This is a genomic window from Vibrio ezurae NBRC 102218 (assembly GCF_000467185.1).
Taxonomy (GTDB): Bacteria; Pseudomonadota; Gammaproteobacteria; order Enterobacterales; family Vibrionaceae; genus Vibrio; species Vibrio ezurae.
Map to the genome: position 1 here is coordinate 34,428 of NZ_BATM01000038.1, position 24,059 is coordinate 58,486.

A 24,059-nucleotide genomic window follows, 5' to 3' on the forward strand; every position below is an offset into this window, starting at 1 on the left:
TAATTATAGCAAACTTTTTTACATTACAAGCGTTCAGGGTCTCATGCTTTTAAATCTAGCATTAAAGCCAGCAGCTCCCTTTTTTCTTCGACTGATAAGCCGACACTTCTTTCTTTCGCTTGTAGGGTTTCAATTTGCCGTTCAATACACTGGTAAATTACTTTATCCAGTGAATCACAAAATATATCGTCATGATTGTCTTCTTCCTTATAAGTTGGGAGATCCCAGCTTGCCAGAAGTGACAATATGCGTTCTTCTTTTTGATTTCGCCAGTGCTCTAATAACTGGCCAGTGGTGATATGGGGATGATTTATACACTTATCAACCACATCGAGTAATAAACTTAGCCCAGGTAGGTTAGTTTGACTAACTGAATCTAGGTTTGGTATTAACTCTACGTAATGCGGGTTCTGTAGCAATAATGCTATGACAACACGCATTGGCGTTCTTTCTATCTTCTTATGCGGCGCTGGACGCGCAGATTGCTCGTCTGTTTTGGCGATCAATTGTTGCAGCTGACGCTCATCGACTAAACCTAGTTTTCGTCCAAGTAATTCACGCAGATACATACGCAGTGTACCGCCCGGTACTTTACTAATCAGAGGGATAGCTAAAGTGCTTAACTTAGCCATGCCTTCTTTACTGCTGGTATCCACTTGCTGCATTAAAGTTTGAAACATAAATTCTGATAGCGTCGTCGCACTGCGAACTTGCTCTTCAAAAGCCTGTTTACCGTGTTGACGGATATAGGTATCAGGGTCTTCGCCATCCGGCAAAAACATAAACTTAAGCTGACGCCCGTCGTTTAAATAAGGCAGGGCATTTTCCATTGCTCGCCATGCTGCATCACGACCGGCTCTATCCCCGTCATAACAACAAATAATATTGCTGGTTTGACGAAATAGCATTTGCAGGTGATCGCCAGTGGTAGAGGTGCCAAGTGAGGCTACCGCATAGTCCACGCCAAACTGCGCCAAAGCGACTACATCCATATACCCTTCAACCACCAGAATTTGTTCTGGCGAGCGATGAGTTTGTAGCACTTCATATAAACCATAAAGCTCTTTGCCTTTATGGAATATGGGCGTTTCCGGTGAGTTGAGATATTTTGGCGTACCGTCACCTAAGACGCGTCCACCAAAACCAATCACTCGACCACGACGGTCACGAATAGGGAACATGACTCGACCACGGAAGCGGTCGTATCTATTACCTTTGTCGTTTTCAATGAGCATGCCAGCACTGACTAACGCATCTTGTGCCTGTTTTTGCTGACCAAATTGTTTTCGTACCGAATCCCATTCATCCGCTACGAAACCAATCTCGAATTTTTGTGCTATTTCTCCGCTGAGCCCTCGGTTTTTTAAGTACTCAATCGCGGTTTTTCCGGCGCTCGTTTTTAATTGCGAACGGTAGAAGTTAGCGATGCTGCCCAATAAATCATATAGGCTACGTTTCTGTTCAGTATTGGCGGTCGGGCCTTGGCTACTAAAGCCACCTTGACGCTGTTCTCTTGGAACTTCTAAACCGAGATGAGCGGCAAGCTCTTCAATGGCTTCGACAAACTCAAGACGTTCGTATTCCATCATGAAATCGATGGCATTCCCGTGAACACCACAACCAAAGCAATGATAAAACTGCTTTTCTTGGCTAACACTGAAAGAGGGGGTTTTCTCGTTATGGAATGGGCAGCAAGCACCGTAGTTCTTGCCTTGTTTCTTTAGTTTTACTCGCGCGTCAACGATATCGACAATATCCAGTCGAGCAAGTAGGTCATCAATGAAGGTACGTGGTATGTGTCCAGCCATAGATCCTAAAGAAAGTTCGTTTGTGCGAGATACAAACAAGCCGTGCATTCAATGAATAGCACGGCTTGCTTTAATTTTTATTGGGATTTAAGCCAGTTTAGAACGAACTAAACCACTCACTTTACCCATATCTGCGCGCCCTTGAATTTGTGGTTTGAGAACGCCCATTACTTTACCCATATCTTGCATGCCCGCAGCACCAGATTCGGTAATTGCACTATCAACTAATGCAGATACTTCTTCTTCGCTCAGCGGTTGAGGCATAAATTCCTCAAGTACTGTAATTTCAGCTTTCTCAATGTCCGCAAGATCTTGACGACCGGCAGATTCATATTGAGCGACAGAATCGCGACGCTGTTTAACCATTTTAGTCAGCACACCGATGATATCGTCGTCGGTCAGAGTAATCCTCTCGTCGACTTCACGTTGTTTAATTGCTGATAGGGCTAAACGAATAGTGCCAAGGCGCGGTTTGTCCTTGGCTTTCATCGCAGATTTTTGCTCTTCTTTGAGTTTCTCAATAAGAGCCATTACTAATTCCTAATAATATCGGGGATTAGTAAAGACGAACGCGACGTGCGTTTTCACGAGCTAGCTTCTTAGCGTGACGCTTTTGAGCAGCTGCTTTAGCGCGTTTACGAACTGTAGTTGGTTTCTCATAGTGCTCACGACGACGCACTTCAGAAAGAATACCTGCTTTTTCGCAAGAGCGCTTAAAGCGACGTAGAGCTACGTCGAACGGTTCGTTTTCACGTACTTTAACTACTGGCATATGCCTTTCACCTCAGGGGTTATTCGTTAATACTGGGTTCCACTTTCTGGGCAAGTTAACTTGCAAGGGGAATAACCAGTTTGATCAAAAATGGTGCGGAATTTTAATCCGAACTGATAGCGTTTGTAAAGCATTTTATTGCGGAGAAAACGATCAATCATTTGTTTGAACAATTAGGACAAGGTAAACTTGCCACACATTAAAGAAGTCGCGAGAAATGCATGCGTATTTTAGGTATTGAAACCTCCTGTGATGAGACGGGAGTTGCTATTTATGATGAAGAGAAAGGTTTGCTTTCACATCAACTATATAGTCAAGTGAAGCTACACGCTGATTATGGTGGCGTGGTTCCAGAACTCGCTTCTCGCGATCATGTGAAAAAAACCATTCCATTAGTGAAAGAAGCATTAAAAGAAGCCAACTTAACCTCTGCCGACATTGATGGCATCGCTTATACCGCAGGCCCAGGCCTAGTGGGTGCTTTGTTAGTCGGTGCGACTATTGGCCGTAGTATTGCGTATGCGTGGGATGTCCCTGCGGTGCCAGTACACCACATGGAAGGGCATTTGCTGGCACCTATGCTAGAAGATAACCCGCCGCCGTTTCCTTTTATTGCGCTGCTTGTTTCGGGTGGTCACACCATGATCGTCGAAGTGAAAGCAATTGGTGAATATCAAATTCTTGGCGAATCAATTGATGATGCTGCGGGGGAAGCCTTTGATAAAACGGCTAAACTGATGGGGCTGGATTACCCAGGTGGTCCGCTGTTATCTCGTTTAGCGGAAAAAGGAACGCCAGGTCGCTTTAAGTTCCCTCGTCCTATGACTGACCGTCCGGGGCTGGATATGAGCTTTTCGGGTTTAAAAACCTTTGCTGCCAATACTATCTCTGGCAATGACAACGATGAGCAAACTCGCGCTGATATTGCGTATGCCTTCCAAGAAGCGGTGTGTGCGACGTTGGCGATTAAATGTAAACGTGCGCTACAGCAAACAGGCATGAAGCGCATTGTGATTGCGGGTGGCGTAAGTGCCAACAAACAATTGCGCCTTGAACTTGAAGCCTTGGCGAAGAAAGTGGGCGGTGAAGTCTACTACCCAAGAACCGAGTTCTGTACCGACAACGGCGCTATGATCGCTTATGCAGGTATGCAACGTTTGAAAAATGGTGAAACATCAGGTTTAGGTGTTAAAGCTCAGCCTCGCTGGCCTATCGATCAGCTAGAGCCGATTGCCTAGTTATTTTGCTTGGTTATTACCGTCGCTAAACTAGATTGATATGAAGCCGACCTAACTAGGTCGGTTTTTTTATGCGTTGAATGTGAACTATTTGATGGGGAGAGAGAGGGAAAGGCTATCGGCGTAATTACAGCTTTTTAGATCCCACCTTAGGCTCTTCTCCAGAAAACAGGCGTTTAATATTGTCTTGATGTCGCCAGATAATAAGACAGCACAGCATTGCCACCGGCAAGGTGTATTGCGGTTTGATCATCCAAGTGTATAGCGGAGCGACTAAAGCGGTTACTAGGGCCGCCAGTGAAGAGTAGCGTGAGACTACTGCGGTAATTAACCATGTTCCCATCAATAAGCCCGTTAAATCAAAGCCAATAGGGGCAATCGCCCCCACCGCTGTTGCTACGCCTTTGCCACCTTTAAAGTGGAAGAAAATGGGATAAATGTGGCCAATACAGGCCGAAATACCAATCAAACCTAACATCACAGGATCAAGATCGAGGTAGTAGGCTGACCAAACAGGGATGGTCCCTTTTGCCATATCGCATAGTAGAACAAGTACCGCAGGTAGCTTTCCTCCAATGCGCATTACATTGGTCGCACCGGGGTTGTTTGAGCCTGCTGTTCTAGGGTCAGGAAGGCGAAATACCCGGCAAATGAGAACGGCACTCGACACTGAGCCTAATAAATAGGCCAAGATGATCATGAGTAGAGCCGTTGCTGTCATAGATATCCTTTACACTTTGTAGCTAATATCGATTGAATCGGGATGATAGTAGGGCATTCAATGTAGTATATTACGTTTTTTTATACTTTTAGCTTATCCGACCTCAATCTATGTATTTGAACTTGTTTTGCAAGAATTTACTACCGAAAGAGGCAATTAAAGGATCGAAATAATGAATCAAGACCGAGTTTTTATCGAACAGCTCGAGGTAATTACCACTATTGGGGTGTATGACTGGGAGCAAGAGATCAAGCAAAAACTAGTGCTTGATATAGAAATGGCTCACGATAACCAAGCTGCAGGACACAGTGACAATGTTGAAGATGCGTTAGATTACTTCTCTGTCAGTCAAGCGGTTCTTGCTCATATTGAGGGTGGTCGATTCTTGCTAGTAGAGAGAGTGGCGGAAGAAATCGCCAGCCTAATTATGGATAAATTTAATGTTCCTTGGATTCGAATCAAGCTTCGTAAGCCTGGCGCTGTGCCACAAGCGGCAAGCGTTGGTGTTGTCATTGAGCGAGGTGCATTGTGACCCGAACCTATTTAGGTATTGGGACCAACATCGAACGAGATAAGCACGCTCGCGCTGCGATCATAGAGTTGCAACGTTTAGGGAGTAATCTGCAAATCTCTACGATTTACAGTTGCCCTGCAACCGGATTTGATGGCGCTGAGTTCTACAACTTTGTGGTCGGCCTAGAGACGGATTTAGCTTTGCCTGAATTCTGTCATCGTTTGCGAGCGCTTGAGCTGGCTTATGGTCGTCCGCTTAACGCCCAAAAGAAACAAGATCGTACGTTAGATATTGATATTCTTTTATTTGGTGATCTGCAAAGCCCGCAAGCGCCGCAAATACCAAGGAAGGACATTGTTGAATTCAACTTTGTACTGCAACCTTTGTACGAACTTTGCCCTGAACTGATTGTTCCTGGGGACGGGCGTAGCATCCGCCAAATTTGGCAACAACAATTTTTGTCTATCGGGGGGATGTCGAACCTTACGGCGACCCCTCTTCATTTAAGTGATGATAATTAATGAGTTATTTAGAAGCTTTTGCCCTGGCCTTGATTCAGGGGCTAACGGAATTTTTACCTATATCGAGCTCTGCTCACCTGATTTTACCTTCTGCGGTTTTAGGGTGGGAGGATCAAGGACTGGCGTTTGACGTTGCCGTTCACGTAGGCACTTTGCTGGCCGTTGTGATCTACTTTAAACACGAAGTGATAACCCTTTTACGTGCATTTTTTGGCTCCGTGTTTAAACAGCAACACAATAAAGAATCCAAGTTAGCATGGATGATCATTCTTGCGACTATTCCTGCCGGACTTGCCGGGTTATTTTTAAATGATCTGATTGAGCTGTATTTGCGCAGTGCTTGGGTGATCGCCTGTACTACGATCATCTTTGGTTTATTGCTTTGGCACGCAGACAAAACCTCAACTTTGACTAAAGACGAGTATCAAGCCACTTGGAAAAAGACGCTCATTATTGGTATTGCTCAAGCGATGGCGATGATTCCGGGAACATCACGCTCAGGGGCCACCATTACCGCGGCGTTATATCTTGGCTTTACTCGTGAGGCTGCGGCGCGCTTTTCGTTTTTAATGTCTATCCCAATTATTACGTTAGCTGGTGGCTACTTGGGGACTAAATTGGCTCTTAGTCCTGAACCAATGCATTTAGGTGTGCTTTCTACCGGTATTTTGGTCTCGTTTGTGAGTGCTTATATTTGTATTCACTACTTCCTTAAACTGATCTCTCGTATGGGAATGACGCCATTTGTGATTTATCGATTGTTATTGGGTGCAGGTTTATTTGCTTTCTTGCTGACTCAGTAATTGATAACCACAAAATGAAAGGCCTCCAAAGGTAAACTTTGGAGGCCTTTTTTATGCCGATTTTTTACCGCCAATGCCAGCTTTGTTTCACTTGCTCAATTGCCTCAGTGCGGCGTTTGTTGAGCTCTTCTCTGATATCTTTGCCAGTAAAACCGTCTTTAATGACTTGCTGTACATTCACCGAGAGCGCAGCTTGATAGGTTGCGACAAAGTAGTCTCGTTGCGGGTAGGGAGTAGACTCATGCCCTAGTCGTCCTTGCGTATCGGCTTGGCAGGTCATTAATACTTGCTCTAGTACGTTTGGTTTACGCCATACATCAAAGCTATCCAGCACGCGCAAAACGGTTGTGGCTTTTAGCTCTTGTGCTCGATGAATATTGGAGTGTTGCTTGCACACATGCAGTGCTAACTCTTTGTATTGATTCGGCACGCGTAGGCGCTTGCAGAGGGATTCAATGATGTTGAGGCCTGTATGGCAATGCATTTTATGGCTTGGCCACTCTTGCTGTGGTGTGACACCTTTGCCGAGATCGTGCATTTGCGCAGCAAAGCGTATTTCGGGTACTTTGCTTAATTGTGCCGATCGCTTAGCGACCATTAGAGTGTGAATTCCAGTATCGATCTCTGGGTGCCATTTTTCGGTTTGTGGCACACCAAATAAACGGCTAATTTCGGGCATGACAACGGCGAGTGCACCGCATTCTTGTAGCACTTCAATAAACACCTGCGGATCTTGGGTTAATAACGATTTATGCCACTCTTGCCAAACACGCTCAGCGGTGAGGGTTTGTAGCTCACCTGAATCGACAATCTCTCGCATTAGGTTAAGGGTTTCTTGCGCTACGCTAAAGCCGAGGTGATGCAACTTAGCGGCAAAACGCGCCACACGTAATACACGCAAAGGGTCTTCCACAAAAGCGCGCGAAACATGTCGTAGGCACTTGTTTTGGATATCTTGCTGACCGCCATAAGGGTCATACAGGGTGCCAGATTCATCTTGAGCAATGGCATTGATAGTGAGATCGCGGCGTATCAGATCTTCTTCTAAAGTGACATCTTGCGCAAAGTAGCAATCAAACCCAGTGTAACCGCTTCCTGATTTACGTTCGGTGCGAGCCAGTGCGTATTCTTCATGCGTTTTGGGATGCAGAAAAACAGGGAAATCTTTGCCGACGGCTTGGTAGCCAAGATCCAGCAATATTTGCGACGTCGCGCCCACGACAACCCAGTCTCGGTCGTAGTTCTCAATATTGAGCAGTTTATCTCTCACTGCTCCACCCACTAGATAGGTTTGCAAAATGAATTCTCTCTTTTTGGTATTGTGGATGAACGTAATGACAATGGTATGTCGTTATTATTTGCTCTAGCTAACACAACGATTAGCCGATGAAAGGATTGCTTTACTTTCTTGTATTCAATGGTAGCTTGACTCAGATGAGAAAAGAAGTATGTATAGAAGCTCTAAATGTATAAGGATTTTTTTGGTTTTGTAGAAGAACCATTTTCAATTGTTCCTAGCTCCAAGTATTTATTCTTAAGTGCGCGCCATCGTGAGGCTCTGTCACACTTACAAATTGGTCTCAATAGTGGAGGTGGCTTTGCCATGCTCACCGGCGAGGTAGGCACAGGTAAGACAACCGTCTCTAAAGCCATGCTCGCGAATTTAGAAGGAAATTGGGTTTCAGGTCTAATACTGAATCCTACCTTCTCAGAGGTGGAGCTACTGGAAGCGATTTGTGATGAGTTTTCACTTTCTTATACTCAACCTTCCAGTTTAAAACAGCTTTCTCAAGCCATTTATCATTACCTTTTAGAGAATCATAAAAAGGGCATTCAAACTTTATTGTTGATTGATGAGGCTCAGCATTTATCAGCGCAAGTGCTAGAGCAGCTTCGTTTACTCACCAATTTAGAAACAGATAGCCGTAAGTTACTCAAAGTTTTGTTAGTAGGACAGCCTGAGCTACAACACAAACTACAAACTATCGAGTTGCGTCAATTAGCGCAGCGAATTACGGGTCGTTATCATCTTTTGCCTTTAGTGGAAAAAGATATTGCTGATTATATTGGATTTCGCTTGCGAGTCGCCGGTGGGCGTGAAGATATTTTTTCTGATAGATCAGTACAATTTATTGCTTCGCAGTCACAAGGTATTCCGCGTTTAATCAACCTTATTTGTGATAAGGCGCTGTATTATGCCATGTTAAGTCAGCAACAAACCGTGGACCGAAACTTAGCAAAAAAAGCGTGTCATGATGTGCTGGCTTATCAAGCGCCAACAGCGAATAAAGCGCAAGTTAGTACTCACTCAAGCCATTCTTATCATTGGTTCTCTCCTGCATTACTATCTCTTGCCATTGCAGGGGCAACGTATCTCGGTTTGACCTCTTGGCATCAGTGGCAACAATTGCAAACCCAGTTCAATGAACAACAAGCTCATACCCAGCAACTGCAACAGCAAATGGCGGACAAGCAGAGCATTGCCAACCAACAACAGCAGCATTTTGCTCAGTTAATAGAGCAAAGCCGTTCCCCAATGGGCGCGATGCAGGCGTTGTATCATCTTTGGGGATTTGATGCCTCTATCGTGGACTCCGACTGTGAATATGGCACAACGCCACCGTTCCATTGCTTTCAGAGTAAAGCGTCTTTATCGGCCATTGTGGCGTCTAATCGCCCTGTGGTGATTACTCTGTATGAGGATGCTCAGCCCTATTTTGCAATCTTGCAAGGTGTGACTAAGGATAGAGTGACTCTGCTACTGGCAGGAGAGCGAGTACAGTTGCCAGTGACTTGGCTTGATCAACATTGGAAAGGACAGTTTCGATATCTTTGGTATAGCGAGATACTGGAAACAATCAAATCAGATAGTCGTGGTGAACAAGTACAAATACTGGATAAATTGCTAGCAAAAGCGTTGAATGCAGCGCCTCTGGACACGTTTACCTTTAATGATGAATTGAAGAAAAGAGTGTCTACTTTTCAGGCATGGCAAGGATTAGATGCCGATGGCATAGCCGGAAATAAAACATTACGTCAACTTGATAGACTCACAAGCGACAATGCGCCTAAGTTACTGAGTGCTACAACACAAGCAAGTGCGCCAAGTGCCGCAAGTGATCACAAGGAGAATCAGTAATGTCAGAGGTATTAAAAGCACTTGAGCAATCTCAGAAACAATTTGAACAGGCATCTATTCAAGGTAGCGGACAGGCTCACTTATCATCTAGACCACAAGCGGGTAAGGGAAAAATGAAGCTGGTGGTTGCGATTGCCGTGGGGCTAGGTGTGGGTGTCGCAGCCCATAGCTTGCTGTCAGGCTCTGCAACCACTCGTACCATTGAAGCTATGTTAAGCCCTGCACTCAACAGTGTATTGGTTGTAGAGGAAGCGCCAATCGCGACTGTGGCAGATACCACTCCGAGCTTCGACATTGTGTATTTGCCTGCTGAGCCTGCAAAACCTTTGCTGCCATTACCTAAGATTATGCCGGCAGTGGTCACTGAAGAACCTAAGCCTGTCACAGAAACAGCCGTTGCGAGTTCAACAACCCGAGCTAAAGCCTCTTCATCTACACCTAAGGTTGAGCCTAAGGCAAAGATCGCCTCTAGCCCTTCTAAGAAAGAGTCGGACGATGAGTGGAACCTTTCTAAGTTAGACTTATCGCAGTTGTCACCGGAGTTAGCAGGGCGAATTACCAGTGCATTAGATGAACCGTCCGATACGGATAAAGCTGAGTCGCACACTCACTTGGATCACACCAAGAATAATGAGCTAGATAAAAACACGGCACGTTATAAAGGTCGCTTACCCGCTCTTAACTTACAAACTCATATGTATGCCAGTAACCCTAAGCATCGATTAGTGAAAATTAATGGAAAAGAGCTGCAAGAGGGAGAGATGATCAACGATCAGACTAAGCTTGTTGAAATTGCACCTCGCTATGTAGTGGTCGAGTTTGCGGGTGAGACAATTCAAATACCGGCCTTGTACGATTGGCATGGCTAAATGGTAAATTGGTTTTTTACGCATAAAAAAAGCTGCCTTTGGCAGCTTTTTTGATTCGGATATCCCGTCTTAAATAAGGGAAATTATGCCCAACCGTTAGGTGATTTTTTACGACGAGGGATAATATGTGGCAGTAATAGACCAAACAATAAGCCTAGACCCGCAACACCGCCGCCATACATGAAGTAGCGCAATAGAAGGTCTTCTTTTTGCGTATCAATGCGAGCTCTAAGCTCACGCACTTCAGTTTGTGCTGAAAGAAGTTGGTCGCTGACTTTTTTATAGTTTGTTTCCATCTCAGCAATTTGCGCATTGCGTGATTCTAGAGAACGAACTAGGCCTTCTTGCTCTTTGTCTGCTTTCTCGTTGAAGCTTGCCAGTTTGGCTTTAACTTGAACCAGTTCTTTTTCCAGACGAGGCATACGAGTGATCATGCCTTCTGTTTTCGTTACGTATTTAGACTCGACCCAGCCTTTACGACCACGTTGATCCACAACTTCGGTATAACCACTTTTTTTATTTGTTTGCACTAGCGTTACTTTAGTACCAGCATCAACACTACCGATAATTCGGTATTGAGCACTAGGACCTGAGTGCATATAAGTAAATAGGTTGTCGGAGATGTAGCTCGTTTGAGCCCATGCCGCAGGTGCTGATATCACAGCAGCAAAAGCGATCAAAAAAAGTTTTTTCACTGTATGTCCTTCAAAAAATCAGATTCAGGTGAGGAATGCATTCCATCATTGTCTAAATAGTAAGTAGATTATAGGTCGCCTGCAACTAAAAGAGGGGCCAAAGCCCCCCTCTATAACGTTAGATTGTCAAAATATGACAGACATTTGACATTTTACTTAGGTGAAAATCATCAACATGATCTCGTAGAACACAATCGCAAGCAATGCTCCGGCAGGTAGAGTGACGACCCAAGAGACGACGATGTTACGTACTACACCTAGATTTAGTGCTGCAATACCACGAGCAAACCCCACGCCTAAAACAGCACCTACAAGGGTTTGAGTGGTTGAAATCGGTAGACCTGTACCAGAAGCCAGAACAACGGTACTTGCGGTTGCAAGCTGCGCTGCAAAACCACGGCTTGGGGTTAATTCTGTAATACCAGTACCCACTGTCGACATTACTTTGTGACCCATAGTGGCAAGACCGACAACGATACCTACGCCACCAAGAGGAAGAATCCACCAAGCAATTTGAGTTTTCTCTGCAATTTCACCCATGTTGCTAATCGTAGCGACGATGGCTGACAATGGACCGATTGCGTTCGCAACATCGTTAGAGCCATGAGCAAATGCCATTGCACAAGCAGTAATGACCATGAGTGTGCTAAAGACTTGCTCAACACCAGTAAAGCTATGTTCATGGTTTTTGCTATCAAGCTTGAAACGCTTTTGGATGTAGAGATAACCAATCACCATTACAACTAAAGAGAGCACAATAGACCAAATCCATGCTTCAGTTGTCGATAGGTATAAGCCAACGTGTTTTAGGCCTTTCTTAATGGTCACTAGTGAAATCACAATCGTGGTTAAGAACATATAGCCAGGTACATAACGTTTTGCGTTTTCTAACGGTTTATCGGTATTGAATATAAACTTTTGCGCACTGACAAAAATAAAATAGGCAAATAACCCCGATATAAACGGCGTAATGACCCAACTGCCCACAATGTTTTGTACCGAATGCCAGTCAACTGCATCAGAACCGACAGAGACGGTCGCAAAACCAATGATGGCACCAATGATGGAGTGGGTGGTTGATACAGGCCATCCCATATAAGAGGCCACTAGTAACCAAGTACCCGCCGCCAGTAGGGCTGACATCATACCGAAAACAAGGAGATCCGGTGTATTGATAAACAGAGAGGTGTCAATAACCCCTTTACGAATCGTGTCGGTAACTTCACCACCTGCAAGGTAAGCCCCTGCAAATTCAAAAATCATGGCGATGATAATCGCTTGTTTTACAGTTAATGCTTTAGACCCTACAGAGGTGCCCATAGCATTAGCCACATCGTTGGCACCGATACCGATAGCCATCATAAAACCGAATACGGCAGCACAGATAAGAAGTATAGTGCCGTAGTTAGCTAGAATATCCATTAAATATCCTTTGATATTAATAAGTTGAAATGAGGTGGAGAATGATTAGCTACGCGCTATCATCAACTCTAGACGAGCACAAACGCGCTGCGCTTGGTCCGCAATGCCTCCAACCCACTCGAGGATTTTGTACAAGAACATCACATCAATTGGATTATATTGATCTTCAATTTCTCTGAGGCTTCGACGCAATTCAATCTGCATTTGGTCAGTATCATCTTCTATTCGATCGAGTTCATCGATCATCGATTCAACCAGTTCTGCTTCACGTCCTTTGAAGCCTGTTTCTAGCAGTTCATCTAACCCGTTAATTACCCTATACATTTGTCCGACAGCATCTAAGCAACGCTTAACGTATGCTAAGAAGTCTTCGTGCAAAGCTTCAGGTACAAGTAGATTTCGGCCTAGAACACGGCCACAGATATCTTTAGCAATATTTGCTACTTTATCTTGTTGAGTTAGTAATTCCAGCAGATCACCTCTATCAAAAGCCATAAATAGGCCTGTTGGTAGATGTAAACGAATCTGACGTTTGAGAGCATCAGCTTCTTTTTCTAGCGTAGAAATTTGTTGACGGTATTCTGCCGCCTTTTCCCAGTTGTTCGCATTTGACGCAGCAAAAAAGTCTGGCAAGAGTGATGCACACTCCTGGACCTTTGCTCCGTGCTGCTGCAACGGTTTTATCGGCGATTTTGCGAATAAACCAATGATGGTATTTACTGGCATATTTGTATTGTCATGTGATTGTCATGCTGGGGTGTAACTATAATAGGTTTTTTTAGTATTAAAAGGGTTTATGTGATTTAAAATTGCACAAAAGGCATTTTTTTTGTGATTTAGATCAGCTGAATGTCACTTGCTGACAAACTAAATTCGATTTAATCTGCTATAGACAGTCGATTATGAGTGATTTATGGAAACTGAAATAGAGCTGAAATTTTTTGTTTCGCCACAATTCTCTGAAGTATTAAAAGAGAAAATCCCCCAAAACAAAATCCTTCAACATAATAGCCGAGAACTGGGTAACATTTATTTTGATACTCCAGACAACTGGCTGCGAACCCACGATATTGGTATGCGTATTCGTCGTTTCGACGATGTCTATGTACAAACGGTCAAAACATCAGGCCGAGTGGTCGCAGGTTTACACCAGCGTCCAGAGTACAATGCAGAACACACCAGTAACGATCCTGACCTTGCTTTGCATCCAGAAACCATCTGGCCAGATGGGCGTACTGTTGAAGAGTTAGCCTCGCAACTACAACCTTTATTCGCGACAAACTTTACTCGTGAACTCTGGTTAGTCGGTATGCCTGATGGTAGCCAAGTTGAAGTGGCCTTTGATCAGGGTGAAGTTGTTGCATCCGAGAAGTCTTCGACAATTTGTGAAGTTGAGCTGGAATTAAAGTCTGGTCAAACAGATGCTTTATTTACTTTAGCCAGACAACTGTGTGAAGACGGCGGCATGCGTCTTGGTAATTTAAGCAAGGCGGCAAGAGGCTATCGATTAGCACAAGGTTTTACGGGCAGTGAACCTAAACACTTGGGCTTGGTGGATGTAGCGGTGCAAGACAGCGTTGAAGAGTGCTTTATTAAGTCTCTGGAGCATGCATTGTCTCATTGGTTGTATCACGAACAAGCGTATGTTGAAGCGCCCTCAATGGCCTGTCTTAATGAAATTTGCTATTCGTTGAGTTTTGTAAGACAAACCTTATCCGTATTTGGCGGAATTGTACCTCGACGAGCCAGCGCTATATTAAGACAAGAATTAAAATGGCTAGAGCAAGAGTTGCTGTGGGTACAAGCTGCTGACTATCTTGATGATCTGACTGAGGATAAAGGGCATGCATTGCGTAAGCTGGATACTCAGAAGACGTTAGTGAAGCAGCTTAAAAGAGTAAGAGCGGATCTATCCACAGAAGAGGATGTATTACAATTACTTGAATCTTCTCGATATACTGGCGTTATTCTCGATCTAAGCCGTTGGGTGCTGACTAAGGGTTGGCAACCATTCTTAGATACTAAAGCCAGTAAGAAAATGTCAGGAAACCTAGTTTCGTTTGCGCAAGATCAACTGGATCGTACCTGGGCAGAAATGGTCAGTGCTTTTCCTATTGAACAAACTTTAACGTCGAAAGACTATATAGAAGAGCACTATCATCTTAAGCGTTGTTTATTCTCCGGAATCTGCTTTGCGGCATTATTTGATGCCGAACCTCGTCAATCTTTCCGATTGCCGTGGGCTGACTTAGCGCAAGGGATAGATGATCTGTTAATGCTTGAGCCTGTGTTTCAATTAGTGGATCAACTGCAAGGTGAAGAGCAAGATCAATTGCAACGTTGGTTGGAGCGTCAACAAGCTTCTATTTTATATGCCATGGAACAAACTCGAGCAATGTGTATGGAAGCGCGCCCATACTGGAAAAGCTAGCGGCTAGCCTTTTATCTAGCACCGCTACCTCTTATTTCCGAAATAGAGCGCTTGCCCTTGGGTTAGCGCTTTTTTATGCTTTATACACGCCCTCCTTCTTTTGAACGCAATAATGGATTTTTATGCTTCTCAATTCAGAACACGCCACCGTTAGATATCAGCAACTGACCAGTAAGTTTCCTTTTGTCACTGAGCAGTGGCCTACGCAAAGGCTTGAAGAACTTAATAAAGTCGTGAATTTTAGCGCTTTTATTTTCAATCGATTGCTGTGTGATGAAGCCCTGCTATTAAAGCTTCCTGAGATGTTGCAAAGTGAACAGCGCTGTCTCAATTATCGAACTGATCTACATGCTCAACTGGCGGCCTGTCAGGATGAAAATCAAGTGATGAAGGTGCTCAGAGACTTTCGCAATCATGAGATTATTACGATCGCATGGAGAGACATCGTTGCCAGTTGGCCTATTGAGCAGAGTTTAGAGCATGTCTCTGTGCTGGCTGAGGCGATGATTTTTGAAAGCTACGCTTGGCATTATGCTGATTGTTGTAAATTATGGGGCACACCGAAAGGCTCTGATGGTTCCGATCAGCCAATGTTAGTGATTGGTATGGGGAAACTGGGTGGTGGCGAATTAAATTTCTCATCCGATATCGACCTTATTTTTACCTATCCAGAAAATGGCGAAACGGAAGGGGCGAGACGCCCTATAGCTAACGCACAATTTTTTACTCGACTGGGTCAGCGCTTGATTAAGTCTTTGGATCAGAACACGTTGGATGGCTTTTGTTATCGGGTAGATATGCGTTTACGCCCGTTTGGTGAAAGTGGCCCACTGGTGATGAGCTTTGCCGCACTGGAAGATTACTATCAAGAACAAGGGCGTGATTGGGAGCGCTATGCGATGGTTAAAGCTCGGGTGATGGGGCGAGAAATGTATCCGCAATATCAAGAGCTTCGTCAGATGTTGCGCCCATTTGTGTTCCGTCGCTACATTGATTTCAGTGCCATTCAATCACTGCGTCGTATGAAAGCAATGATTCGTAGCGAAGTGCGCCGTCGAGGGCTAACCAATAATATTAAGTTGGGGCCGGGTGGCATTCGTGAGATCGAGTTTATTGCGCAAGTCTTTCAATTGATTCGTGGAGGTCGAGAGCCGAGCTTACGTGGTCGAGGCTTGCTTGAAACCTTACACGCCATTCAACAGCAGCAGTTATTAGAACCTAGTGATGTCGATGGAATGATGTCAGCGTATCGCTTTTTGCGTCGTCTTGAGAACTTACTGCAAGCGATGGAAGACAAGCAAACTCAAACACTTCCTGATGATGAAGACAATCAACGCAAGCTTGCCTTAGTGATGGGCTTTGAGCAGTATTGCGATCTGCAAGCTGAACTCAGTCGACATATGGGGAATGTGCACAGTGTTTTTGAAGAGTTGATTGGAGATGAAGAAGAGCACGGTCAAAGTATTGATCCCGTTTATATGGAGCTATGGAGCTTAGCGAAAGATCCAGAACAAGTGCAGGGGATCTTGCAAGAGTTGTCCCTTGATGTAAAAGAGAAGGATCTTTCCGATCTTTCTAATAGTGTGTGCCATTTTAAATCCGAGCTAACGAAGAAAACATTAGGGCCAAGAGGGAGAGAGGTCATTAGGCACTTAATGCCTAAGTTGTTATATACAGTATTCTCTCATCCTGAAGGAGAGTTTGGCTTAGAGCGAGTGCTAACGGTGCTGGCAAAAATAGTCACTCGAACAACTTACCTTGAACTGCTTGATGAACATCCAGCCGCGTTAGAACAACTGATTAGACTGTGTACCGCAAGTCCTATGATCACTGAGCTATTAGGGCGTTATCCTATTTTGCTGGATGAGTTGCTGGATCCACAGCAGTTGTACAAGCCAGTTGAGTTAAGTAGCTATAAATCAGAACTGCGAGATTATTTGGCTCGTATCCCTGAAGAGGATATGGAGCAACAGATGGAAGCACTGCGTCAATTTAAACAAACCTGCATTTTACGTATTGCGGCTGCGGATATCGCAGGGGTATTGCCGGTGATGCAAGTCAGTGACCACTTAACGTATTTAGCCGAAGCCATTGTCGAGCAGGTCATCAACCAAGCATGGCGTCAAATGGCGGCGAAATATGGAGAACCTAATCACCTTGAAGGTCGTGAAGGCCGAGGGTTTGCGGTGCTTGGCTACGGAAAAGTGGGTGGCTGGGAGTTAGGCTATAACTCTGATTTAGATATTGTATTTGTGCACGATTGTCCATTATCAGCCTATACCGATGGTGAGAAATCTATTGATGGCCGACAGTTCTATCTTCGCCTTGCACAAAGGATCACACACCTATTTTCAACACGTACAGCCTCAGGAATCCTCTACGAAATCGATACTCGTTTAAGACCGTCAGGGGCATCAGGATTAATGGTAAGCCCAATTGATTCGTATGAAGAATATCAACTGACAGAAGCTTGGACTTGGGAGCATCAAGCTCTGGTGCGTGCCCGACCTATATACGGCGATGCCTTATTGGTGGATGCATTTGCTAAGGTCAGAAATAAGGTGCTTTGCATTGCGCGTGATGCGCAGCAGTTGCGCAGTGAGGTGGTCAAAATGCGAGAGAAAATGCGTGATCATCTTGGCGGTAAAGAAAAAGATCGCTTTATGCTAAAACAAGATCCGGGCGGAATCACCGATATTGAATTTTTGACCCAATATTGGGTGCTGAACTACGCACATCAGCACACTCGCCTGACAAAATGGTCTGACAATGTTCGTATCCTAGATAGCCTTGTTGAAGTGAACTTACTTTCAGCACCGCAAGCGAAGATATTGGCTGAGGCGTATACCTCTATGAGAAATGAAATCCATAGACGTAATCTTCTTAATTTAGATGCGAATGTGGCGCAAGATAAGTTCGTAGAACAGCGTGAGCTGGTCAGCGACCTGTGGTCTGAATGGATGCTAGATACGCAACCGAGATAACGAACAATGTTAAATTGCTCAAAAGCTTAGCATTGCTTTGATATATCTTTAGCTATGCTAGAATTGAAAGCAAAAATTGAAAGTAAAAATAATTATGTGGAGTCGTTATGAAACCAATCTTGCCTGATTATAGCGAGGCGGATGTCCTTATTGTTGGTGATGTGATGCTTGACCGTTATTGGTACGGTCCAACAGGTCGAATCTCGCCTGAAGCACCTGTGCCAGTAGTTAAGGTTGAAAATAACGAAGAGCGTCCAGGTGGTGCGGCTAACGTTGCGATGAATATCGCGGCATTAGGGGGCGCTTCGCACTTGATCGGTCTCACCGGTGACGATGAACCTGCTCGCGTATTAACTGAAAAGTTAAGTGCATTGAACGTGCAGTGTGACTTTATTTCTTTACCTGACTATCCAACCATCACTAAATTGCGTGTGATGAGTCGAGGTCAGCAACTTATTCGTTTAGATTTTGAAGACAAATTTGAGAATATCGACTCTCAAAAAGTACTGTCGCGTCTAGACAGTTCTTTGCAAAGCAGCAAAGCCATTATCTTGTCTGATTATGCGAAAGGAGCGCTAGAGCACTCTAAATCCATGATTGAAAAAGCAAGAAAAGCAGGCGTGCCGGTTTTTGTTGATCCGAAAGGTGCGGATTTTGAGCGCTATCGCGGTGCAACACTATTGACCCCAAATATGTCAGAGTTTGAGTGTGTTGTTGGTCCAATTAAAGATGATCAGCAATTGGCAGAAAAGGGATTAGAACTGATTGAAAAGTTCGATTTAGAAGCCTTGCTAGTGACTCGCAGTGAGCACGGTATGACGCTATTACGTCGAGGTCTTCCTCCATTCCACCTTCCGACTCAAGCACAAGAAGTGTATGACGTTACTGGTGCGGGTGATACGGTAATTTCAGTATTGGCTGCTTCCGTTGCGGCGGGTAAACGTTTAGACGAAGCGTGTGCGCTGGCGAATGCCGCAGCGGGCGTTGTAGTGGGTAAACTGGGTACATCTACATTATCGACCATTGAACTTGCCGAAGCTATGCATGGTTCACAAGACACTGATTTTGGTGTGATTGGCGAACAAGCACTGATTGCCGCAGTGAAAAAGATGCAAGCTAAGGGTGAGCGAGTCGTTATGACTAATGGCTGTTTTGATATTTTACATGCCGGTCATGTGTCGTACCTAAACCACGCTGCGGGATTGGGCGATCGCTTAATTGTTGCAGTCAATACCGATGATTCAGTGAAACGTCTAAAAGGTCCTGCAAGACCTGTTAACCCAACCGATCGTCGTATGGCGGTTCTAGCAGGATTAGGCGCAGTAGATTGGGTGGTGCCATTTTCAGAAGACACACCACAAAGGTTGATTGCTGAAGTTCTGCCTGACTTATTAGTCAAAGGCGGTGATTATAAGCCTGAAGAAATTGCGGGTGGAGAAGAAGTGATTGCTGCGGGCGGACGAGTCGAAGTGCTTAATTTTGAAAATGGTTGTTCAACGACGGAAATCATTGAAGCTATCAAAGGCGGAAAAGAGTAATTTTTTAGAAGCTAGAAGCTAGAAGCTAGAAGCTAGAAGCTAGAAGGCGGATATCGCCGTCATAAAAAAAGGCTAGTCATTTGACTAGCCTTTTTTTTTGTTCTTATTTTGCAATCACTTAAGACGATTTAGATTCTGCAGGTGCAGGTTTTAAGCCATCGTTGATGTCTAAAATATCTTGTTCGCTTAGTGTACCCACGGCTTCTTTTAATTGAAGTACGCTGATGATGTAGTTGTAACGAGCATCAGATAGGTTGCGTTTTGCTTCAAATACGCGACGGGTAAAGTCCAACACATCAACAACAGTACGTGAACCTACTTCATAGCCAGTTTCAACCGCAGATAGTGCGGACTCGGCAGAGACTAGAGACTGTTCAAATGCACGGATAGAGCCGATGGTGGCGTCAATATTGTTATTTGATGCACGAACCGTTTTAACCACTGAACGATATGACGCTTCTAGATCTTCACTTACAGCAACGTAATCGTATTCGGCTTGTTTTACTTGAGAGGTAACGCTACCACCAGTATACAATGGAACAGAAAGGTTAATACCTAGGTTGTATTTAGTGTCGTCAACATCAGTACCACTGATTTCACCGTTACCGTATCCTGCATCTGCATTAAACGTCAGTGAAGGTAGATGGCCTGAGCTTGCTAAACGGATGTTGTCTCTTGCGATATCTTGATTGATACGAGCCGCAAGTAAACTTAGGTTTTCTTGTTGTGCTTGTTCGACCAATGCTTCGTTTGTTTTGTCTGATTTAGCGGCAGAGAAACGTTTAATATCAAGGATATCTAGGTTCTTATGACCTGTACCTGTAATTTCGCGTAGTGATTCATAACTGTTCACTAAAGCATTTCTTGCGGTAACTTCTTCCGCGAGTACGCTATCGTATTCAGCTTGCGCTTCATGGACGTTAGTAATCGCAGATAGACCAACATCAAAGCGTTGCTTTTCTTGATCTAACTGACGTTCAACAGCACTTTTTTCTGCTTGAACAAACTCAAGAGTATCTTTAGCTCTTAACACTTCAAAATAAGCCGTTGCAGTACGAAGAATGAGATCTTGCTGTTTTGCTGCATAGGCTGAATCTGCTTGGCGTGCTTGCTTCTCTGAAGTTTCAAGTGCAACCCAGCTTGAGCGTTGGTAAAGCTCTTGGCTTAGGCCCACACCTGCTTGAAAAGCGTTTGTTCTTGCGCCAGTGTAACCTTCACCATAATCATAAGAAGCGGTTAGGTTAATTTGCGGAAGTAAGGAGCTGCGTGATGAGCTAATAGACTCGAAAGCTGCATCGCGTTGAGCAGCCGAGCGTAACAGCTGAGGATCACTATTTTTCGCTTGATTATAAACATCAGCTAGGTTTTCTGCATAGGCTGATAAAGACAGACCGCACAGAGAAGCTGAGATAAAGATGGACAGCGCTTTCTTCATTGTCGTAACTCTTCCTGCTACTTAAATTTATATTTAATTGTTTAGGATATAGGTATTGGTTTGAATTTGAACTGTTTTTACACAGTTTTACACAGCATCCTATACAGTGTCGTATAGGGTACTACAAAAAACAATAATATGGCTATTGTTACCTGTTTTGTTTAATAAATACAGTTCATTATCTGTACATACGGTGTAATTCTTATCCATGATAATTAGCCATGACCTAAAATCCATTGTCATTCATTGATTAAAAGAGAATGTGTATGTTTAACCCTAGCTCGTACCCTACATTTCACAACAAAGATGTTGAAGTTATTGAAAAAAGAACTCTGTTTCGAGGGTTCTTCTCCCTTACTCAGGTGAAGTTTCGTCATCGCTTATTTGCTGGAGGTTGGAGTGAAGAGATCGAACGAGAGCTATTTGAGCGAGGGCATGCAGTGGCGATTCTACCTTATGATCCGGTTACTGATCAGCTTGTTATGGTTGAACAAATACGTGTAGGTGCATTGGGTGATACGCGACCATGGCAGCTGGAAGTGGTGGCTGGAATGCTAGATAAAGACGGTGAAAACCCGCTGGATGTGGCGAAAAGAGAGTCAGTAGAAGAAGCTGGGTTGGAGGTGAAATCTATTGAGCATATTAGTGGGTATTACCCTTCAGCTGGGGGCTGCTCTGAACGTATAGAATTGTATATTGGTCAGATAGACGCTCCATTATCAGGAGGCTTTTTTGGCTTAGAGTCGGAAGGGGAAGATATCCGAGTACACGTCCTAAATAGAGAAGAGGCTTACCAATTAGTGAAAAATGGTACAATCGAGAACGCAGCATCCATCATAACAATTCAGTGGTTGATGTTGAATCATCAACAACTGAGGCAGCAATGGTTAACTCAAGAAAAATAAACTCAACTTATCATGTTGATTTTGCAGGGCTTATGCGTCTGTATGAAACCAACTACGCAAAGTTAAATGCGTTGCTTCCTCGTCCATCTGCGGTAGGAGATAAGCGAACTTATCAGGTGCAGGAGTTGGTTTATCAGATTAATATTCTGGAAATTACTCGTTATACCACCTTGGTGAACGTCTATCAGTGTGATATACATCCCATTTTTCCACTTCCAAGCATGACGGTACGTCTATATCACGATGCAAGGGTTGCAGAAGTGTGTGCAAGTGAAAAAATGAGAGTAGTCAATGCTCGTTATGATTACCCAAACAAGAAAATGGTGCAGAAAGATGAAAAGCACCAGTTAAATCAATTTCTTGGTGACTGGCTGACATTTTGCTTAAAAATGGGAATTAGTAGAGAGCCCCTACTATGAGCTCAGATTATAAATACTATTGGAAAGACAGATTGTGGAACAGCAAATAGTTGCGGCGGAAGAGACCGTCCAATTACTACAAATTACAGATACGCACTTATTCGCTGATGACGAAGGGTGCTTGTTGAGTGTGAATACTGGGTCGAGTTTTCAAGCCGTAGTAGAAGATATTGCCGCACGAAACCCGTACTTTGATGCCATTGTCGCCACGGGTGATATCTCTCAAGATCATTCGATTGCCTCTTATGAGCGCTTTGCCAATGGTATCGAAAAATTAGTGAAACCTTGCTATTGGTTGCCTGGCAATCACGATCTGAAAGCCAATATGGGCAGTGTTTTTCCTTCGACACAAATTAACGAAGTTGAACATGTGTTTGCTGGAGAGTATTGGCAACTGATTATGCTAAATAGCCAAGTAGAAGGCTTACCACACGGGTACTTAGAACAGCAGCAACTTGATTTACTGGATGAAAAACTGAGTCAGTATCCTGAACGACACACGTTAGTCCTGCTTCATCATAATTCATTGCCTATTGGCAGCACTTGGCTTGATCAACACAAGTTGCAAAAAGCTGAGCAATTTTGGAATGTTCTCGAAAAACACAGCAATGTACGCGCCGTCGTCGGTGGGCATGTGCATCAAGATTTTGAAGAAGAATATAATGGCATCAAGGTGCTTGCGACACCTTCAACCTGCATTCAATTTAAGGCCAATACCCATGAGTTCGCATTAGACTCATTACCGCCGGGTTGGCGCCATTTGCAGTTGCATAAAAATGGACACCTAGAGACTCAGTTATACCGTTTAGCGGAAGGGTGTTTTGTCCCTGACTTTGAGGCTCAAGGCTATTAAGATGACTGCTGATAAAAAGCCATCACTGCTGTTGTATTTACACGGCTTCAATAGCTCTCCATCCTCACACAAAGCCGAATTGATGCGAGAGTTTTGCCAAACGAGCAGACCTGATATTCGTTTTGTGTCGCCACAGTTGCCTGTCTACCCTGAGTCTTGTATTCAATACTTGCGCACCCTTTGTGACGAATTGAGTCAAGAGTATCAAGTCGGAGTTGTGGGAAGCTCACTAGGCGGATATTTATCGACTTGGCTAAATAAAGAGTATGGCTTTAAAGCGGCTTTAATTAATCCAGCAGCAAGACCTTTTGAGTTATTCAAAGATTATTTAGGTCCGCAATTCAACCCTTATACCGAAGAAGAGTATCGACTCGAAGCGATTCATATAGAGCAGTTAAGGTCGATTGATGTCCCTACTATCAGTGATACGGCAAGTTTTTGGTTATTGCAGCAAAAAGGGGATGAAGTACTCGATTATCGTCAAGCAGTCGATAAATATAAGGGATGCAAACAGACGGTAGAAGAAAATGGTGATCATAGTTTTATAGGGTTTGAGCGCTACCCAAGCGCGATCGTGGAGTTTCTTCAACTCTAGTGTGATAAGCCTTTAGCGACAATACACCTTTAGCGGCAGGCAATGCATCTTTAACGACAATGTATAAGGTTTGTTTGATAACTGCTCAATTGTCATGCTTTTTTATCAGGATCTGAGCGCAAACTTGACATCACCGCCACTGCGCCAGACTATGTAAAGCAGTCAAGTTGTCTCACGGTTAATAAATGACCTGAAATCAATTCATCTGCCATTGCCGTTTAACAACTTTAATATCAATCACCGTCATTTAAGTGATCAGAAATAGCGTAGGAAAAATGTGGCTAAATAAGACTACAATTTTTTGATGAGTAGCGATTCTACAATCAAAAATTGCCATGCTCTATCAAGCCTCTGAACCCGCTAGAATGATAAGTTCATATAAGTACCTATAATTATG

General features: G+C 44.0%; 22 protein-coding genes. 13 read left to right on the top strand and 9 right to left on the bottom strand.

The genetic code is table 11. The features are described from left to right. Positions 1-41: 41 nt before the first annotated feature. From dnaG to rpsU, 3 genes are all read right to left on the bottom strand, one after another. Positions 42-1,808, bottom strand: a complete 1,767-nt coding sequence (gene dnaG, locus VEZ01S_RS12135; RefSeq protein ID WP_021714337.1) for a DNA primase — start codon at positions 1,806-1,808, stop codon at positions 42-44. Positions 1,809-1,895: 87 nt separating this feature from the next. Further along, a complete protein-coding gene (locus VEZ01S_RS12140) occupies positions 1,896-2,339 on the bottom strand; it encodes a GatB/YqeY domain-containing protein (protein ID WP_021714338.1) in 444 nt (147 codons plus the stop codon). Positions 2,340-2,364: 25 nt separating this feature from the next. Beyond that, positions 2,365-2,580, bottom strand: coding sequence for a 30S ribosomal protein S21 (gene rpsU / locus VEZ01S_RS12145; RefSeq protein WP_001145625.1), 216 nt, complete (start codon positions 2,578-2,580; stop codon positions 2,365-2,367). A 221-nt stretch (positions 2,581-2,801) separates the two neighbouring features. On the opposite strand from rpsU, the gene tsaD reads away from it, so the two are divergent. Continuing rightward, a complete protein-coding gene (gene tsaD / locus VEZ01S_RS12150) occupies positions 2,802-3,818 on the top strand; it encodes a tRNA (adenosine(37)-N6)-threonylcarbamoyltransferase complex transferase subunit TsaD (protein WP_021714339.1) in 1,017 nt (338 codons plus the stop codon). Positions 3,819-3,945: 127 nt separating this feature from the next. On the opposite strand, the gene plsY is transcribed toward tsaD, so the two are convergent. After that, positions 3,946-4,539, bottom strand: coding sequence for a glycerol-3-phosphate 1-O-acyltransferase PlsY (gene plsY, locus VEZ01S_RS12155; RefSeq protein WP_021714340.1), 594 nt, complete (start codon positions 4,537-4,539; stop codon positions 3,946-3,948). Between the two features lie 172 nt (positions 4,540-4,711). Between plsY and folB the strand changes: the two genes are divergently transcribed. The 3 genes from folB to VEZ01S_RS12170 are packed head-to-tail and all read left to right on the top strand — an operon-like array spanning position 4,712 to position 6,377. Then, positions 4,712-5,071, top strand: a complete 360-nt coding sequence (gene folB, locus VEZ01S_RS12160) for a dihydroneopterin aldolase (RefSeq protein ID WP_021714341.1) — start codon at positions 4,712-4,714, stop codon at positions 5,069-5,071. Continuing rightward, positions 5,068-5,574, top strand: a complete 507-nt coding sequence (gene folK / locus VEZ01S_RS12165) for a 2-amino-4-hydroxy-6-hydroxymethyldihydropteridine diphosphokinase (protein WP_021714342.1) — start codon at positions 5,068-5,070, stop codon at positions 5,572-5,574. The genes folB and folK overlap by 4 nt, the downstream gene beginning before the upstream one ends. Then, the gene (locus VEZ01S_RS12170; protein ID WP_021714343.1) at positions 5,574-6,377 is read left to right on the top strand and encodes an undecaprenyl-diphosphate phosphatase; all 804 of its coding nucleotides are present in this window, start codon (positions 5,574-5,576) and stop codon (positions 6,375-6,377) included. The genes folK and VEZ01S_RS12170 overlap by 1 nt, the downstream gene beginning before the upstream one ends. Positions 6,378-6,441: 64 nt before the next feature. On the opposite strand, the gene VEZ01S_RS12175 is transcribed toward VEZ01S_RS12170, so the two are convergent. Continuing rightward, a complete protein-coding gene (locus VEZ01S_RS12175) occupies positions 6,442-7,674 on the bottom strand; it encodes a multifunctional CCA addition/repair protein (protein WP_021714344.1) in 1,233 nt (410 codons plus the stop codon). Positions 7,675-7,842: 168 nt separating this feature from the next. Here VEZ01S_RS12175 and VEZ01S_RS12180 point away from each other — a divergent pair, with 168 nt between their 5' ends. Further along, complete coding sequence (locus VEZ01S_RS12180) at positions 7,843-9,516, top strand: ExeA family protein (protein ID WP_021714345.1); 1,674 nt, start codon at positions 7,843-7,845, stop codon at positions 9,514-9,516. Next, on the top strand, positions 9,516-10,385 hold the full coding sequence (locus VEZ01S_RS12185; RefSeq protein WP_021714346.1) for a general secretion pathway protein GspB: 870 nt from the start codon (positions 9,516-9,518) through the stop codon (positions 10,383-10,385). Before VEZ01S_RS12180 ends, VEZ01S_RS12185 begins: the two co-directional genes overlap by 1 nt. 83 nt (positions 10,386-10,468) lie before the next feature. On the opposite strand, the gene VEZ01S_RS12190 is transcribed toward VEZ01S_RS12185, so the two are convergent. The 3 genes from VEZ01S_RS12190 to VEZ01S_RS12200 all read right to left on the bottom strand — a co-directional run bounded on the left by VEZ01S_RS12190 (position 10,469) and on the right by VEZ01S_RS12200 (position 13,228). Beyond that, a complete protein-coding gene (locus VEZ01S_RS12190; RefSeq protein ID WP_021714347.1) occupies positions 10,469-11,080 on the bottom strand; it encodes a TIGR04211 family SH3 domain-containing protein in 612 nt (203 codons plus the stop codon). Positions 11,081-11,236: 156 nt separating this feature from the next. Further along, entirely contained in the window at positions 11,237-12,502 is a 1,266-nt protein-coding gene (locus VEZ01S_RS12195) for an inorganic phosphate transporter (RefSeq protein ID WP_021714348.1), read from the bottom strand. A 45-nt stretch (positions 12,503-12,547) separates the two neighbouring features. After that, positions 12,548-13,228 carry a TIGR00153 family protein gene (locus VEZ01S_RS12200; protein WP_021714349.1) on the bottom strand — a complete coding sequence of 227 codons (681 nt, stop codon included), beginning with the start codon at positions 13,226-13,228 and terminating at the stop codon, positions 12,548-12,550. A gap of 187 nt (positions 13,229-13,415) precedes the next feature. Between VEZ01S_RS12200 and VEZ01S_RS12205 the strand changes: the two genes are divergently transcribed. The 3 genes from VEZ01S_RS12205 (at position 13,416) to hldE (ending at position 19,455) form a co-directional block, all read left to right on the top strand. Beyond that, on the top strand, positions 13,416-14,933 hold the full coding sequence (locus VEZ01S_RS12205) for a CYTH and CHAD domain-containing protein (RefSeq protein WP_021714350.1): 1,518 nt from the start codon (positions 13,416-13,418) through the stop codon (positions 14,931-14,933). Positions 14,934-15,055: 122 nt separating this feature from the next. After that, positions 15,056-17,917 carry a bifunctional [glutamate--ammonia ligase]-adenylyl-L-tyrosine phosphorylase/[glutamate--ammonia-ligase] adenylyltransferase gene (gene glnE / locus VEZ01S_RS12210; RefSeq protein ID WP_021714351.1) on the top strand — a complete coding sequence of 954 codons (2,862 nt, stop codon included), beginning with the start codon at positions 15,056-15,058 and terminating at the stop codon, positions 17,915-17,917. 107 nt (positions 17,918-18,024) lie between these two features. Then, positions 18,025-19,455 carry a bifunctional D-glycero-beta-D-manno-heptose-7-phosphate kinase/D-glycero-beta-D-manno-heptose 1-phosphate adenylyltransferase HldE gene (hldE, locus tag VEZ01S_RS12215; RefSeq protein ID WP_021714352.1) on the top strand — a complete coding sequence of 477 codons (1,431 nt, stop codon included), beginning with the start codon at positions 18,025-18,027 and terminating at the stop codon, positions 19,453-19,455. Between the two features lie 118 nt (positions 19,456-19,573). On the opposite strand, the gene tolC is transcribed toward hldE, so the two are convergent. Continuing rightward, positions 19,574-20,890, bottom strand: a complete 1,317-nt coding sequence (tolC, locus tag VEZ01S_RS12220) for an outer membrane channel protein TolC (protein ID WP_021714353.1) — start codon at positions 20,888-20,890, stop codon at positions 19,574-19,576. A 266-nt stretch (positions 20,891-21,156) separates the two neighbouring features. On the opposite strand from tolC, the gene nudF reads away from it, so the two are divergent. The 4 genes from nudF to yqiA are packed head-to-tail and all read left to right on the top strand — an operon-like array spanning position 21,157 to position 23,662. Next, positions 21,157-21,795 (top strand): ADP-ribose diphosphatase, encoded by a 639-nt coding sequence (nudF, locus tag VEZ01S_RS12225; protein ID WP_021714354.1) that lies wholly within the window; start codon positions 21,157-21,159, stop codon positions 21,793-21,795. Continuing rightward, the gene (locus tag VEZ01S_RS12230; RefSeq protein ID WP_021714355.1) at positions 21,774-22,214 is read left to right on the top strand and encodes a DUF1249 family protein; all 441 of its coding nucleotides are present in this window, start codon (positions 21,774-21,776) and stop codon (positions 22,212-22,214) included. Before nudF ends, VEZ01S_RS12230 begins: the two co-directional genes overlap by 22 nt. A gap of 34 nt (positions 22,215-22,248) precedes the next feature. Next, positions 22,249-23,067, top strand: a complete 819-nt coding sequence (cpdA, locus tag VEZ01S_RS12235; RefSeq protein WP_021714356.1) for a 3',5'-cyclic-AMP phosphodiesterase — start codon at positions 22,249-22,251, stop codon at positions 23,065-23,067. 1 nt (position 23,068) lies between these two features. Further along, positions 23,069-23,662, top strand: coding sequence for an esterase YqiA (gene yqiA, locus VEZ01S_RS12240; protein ID WP_021714357.1), 594 nt, complete (start codon positions 23,069-23,071; stop codon positions 23,660-23,662). The last annotated feature ends 397 nt before the right edge of the window (positions 23,663-24,059 follow it).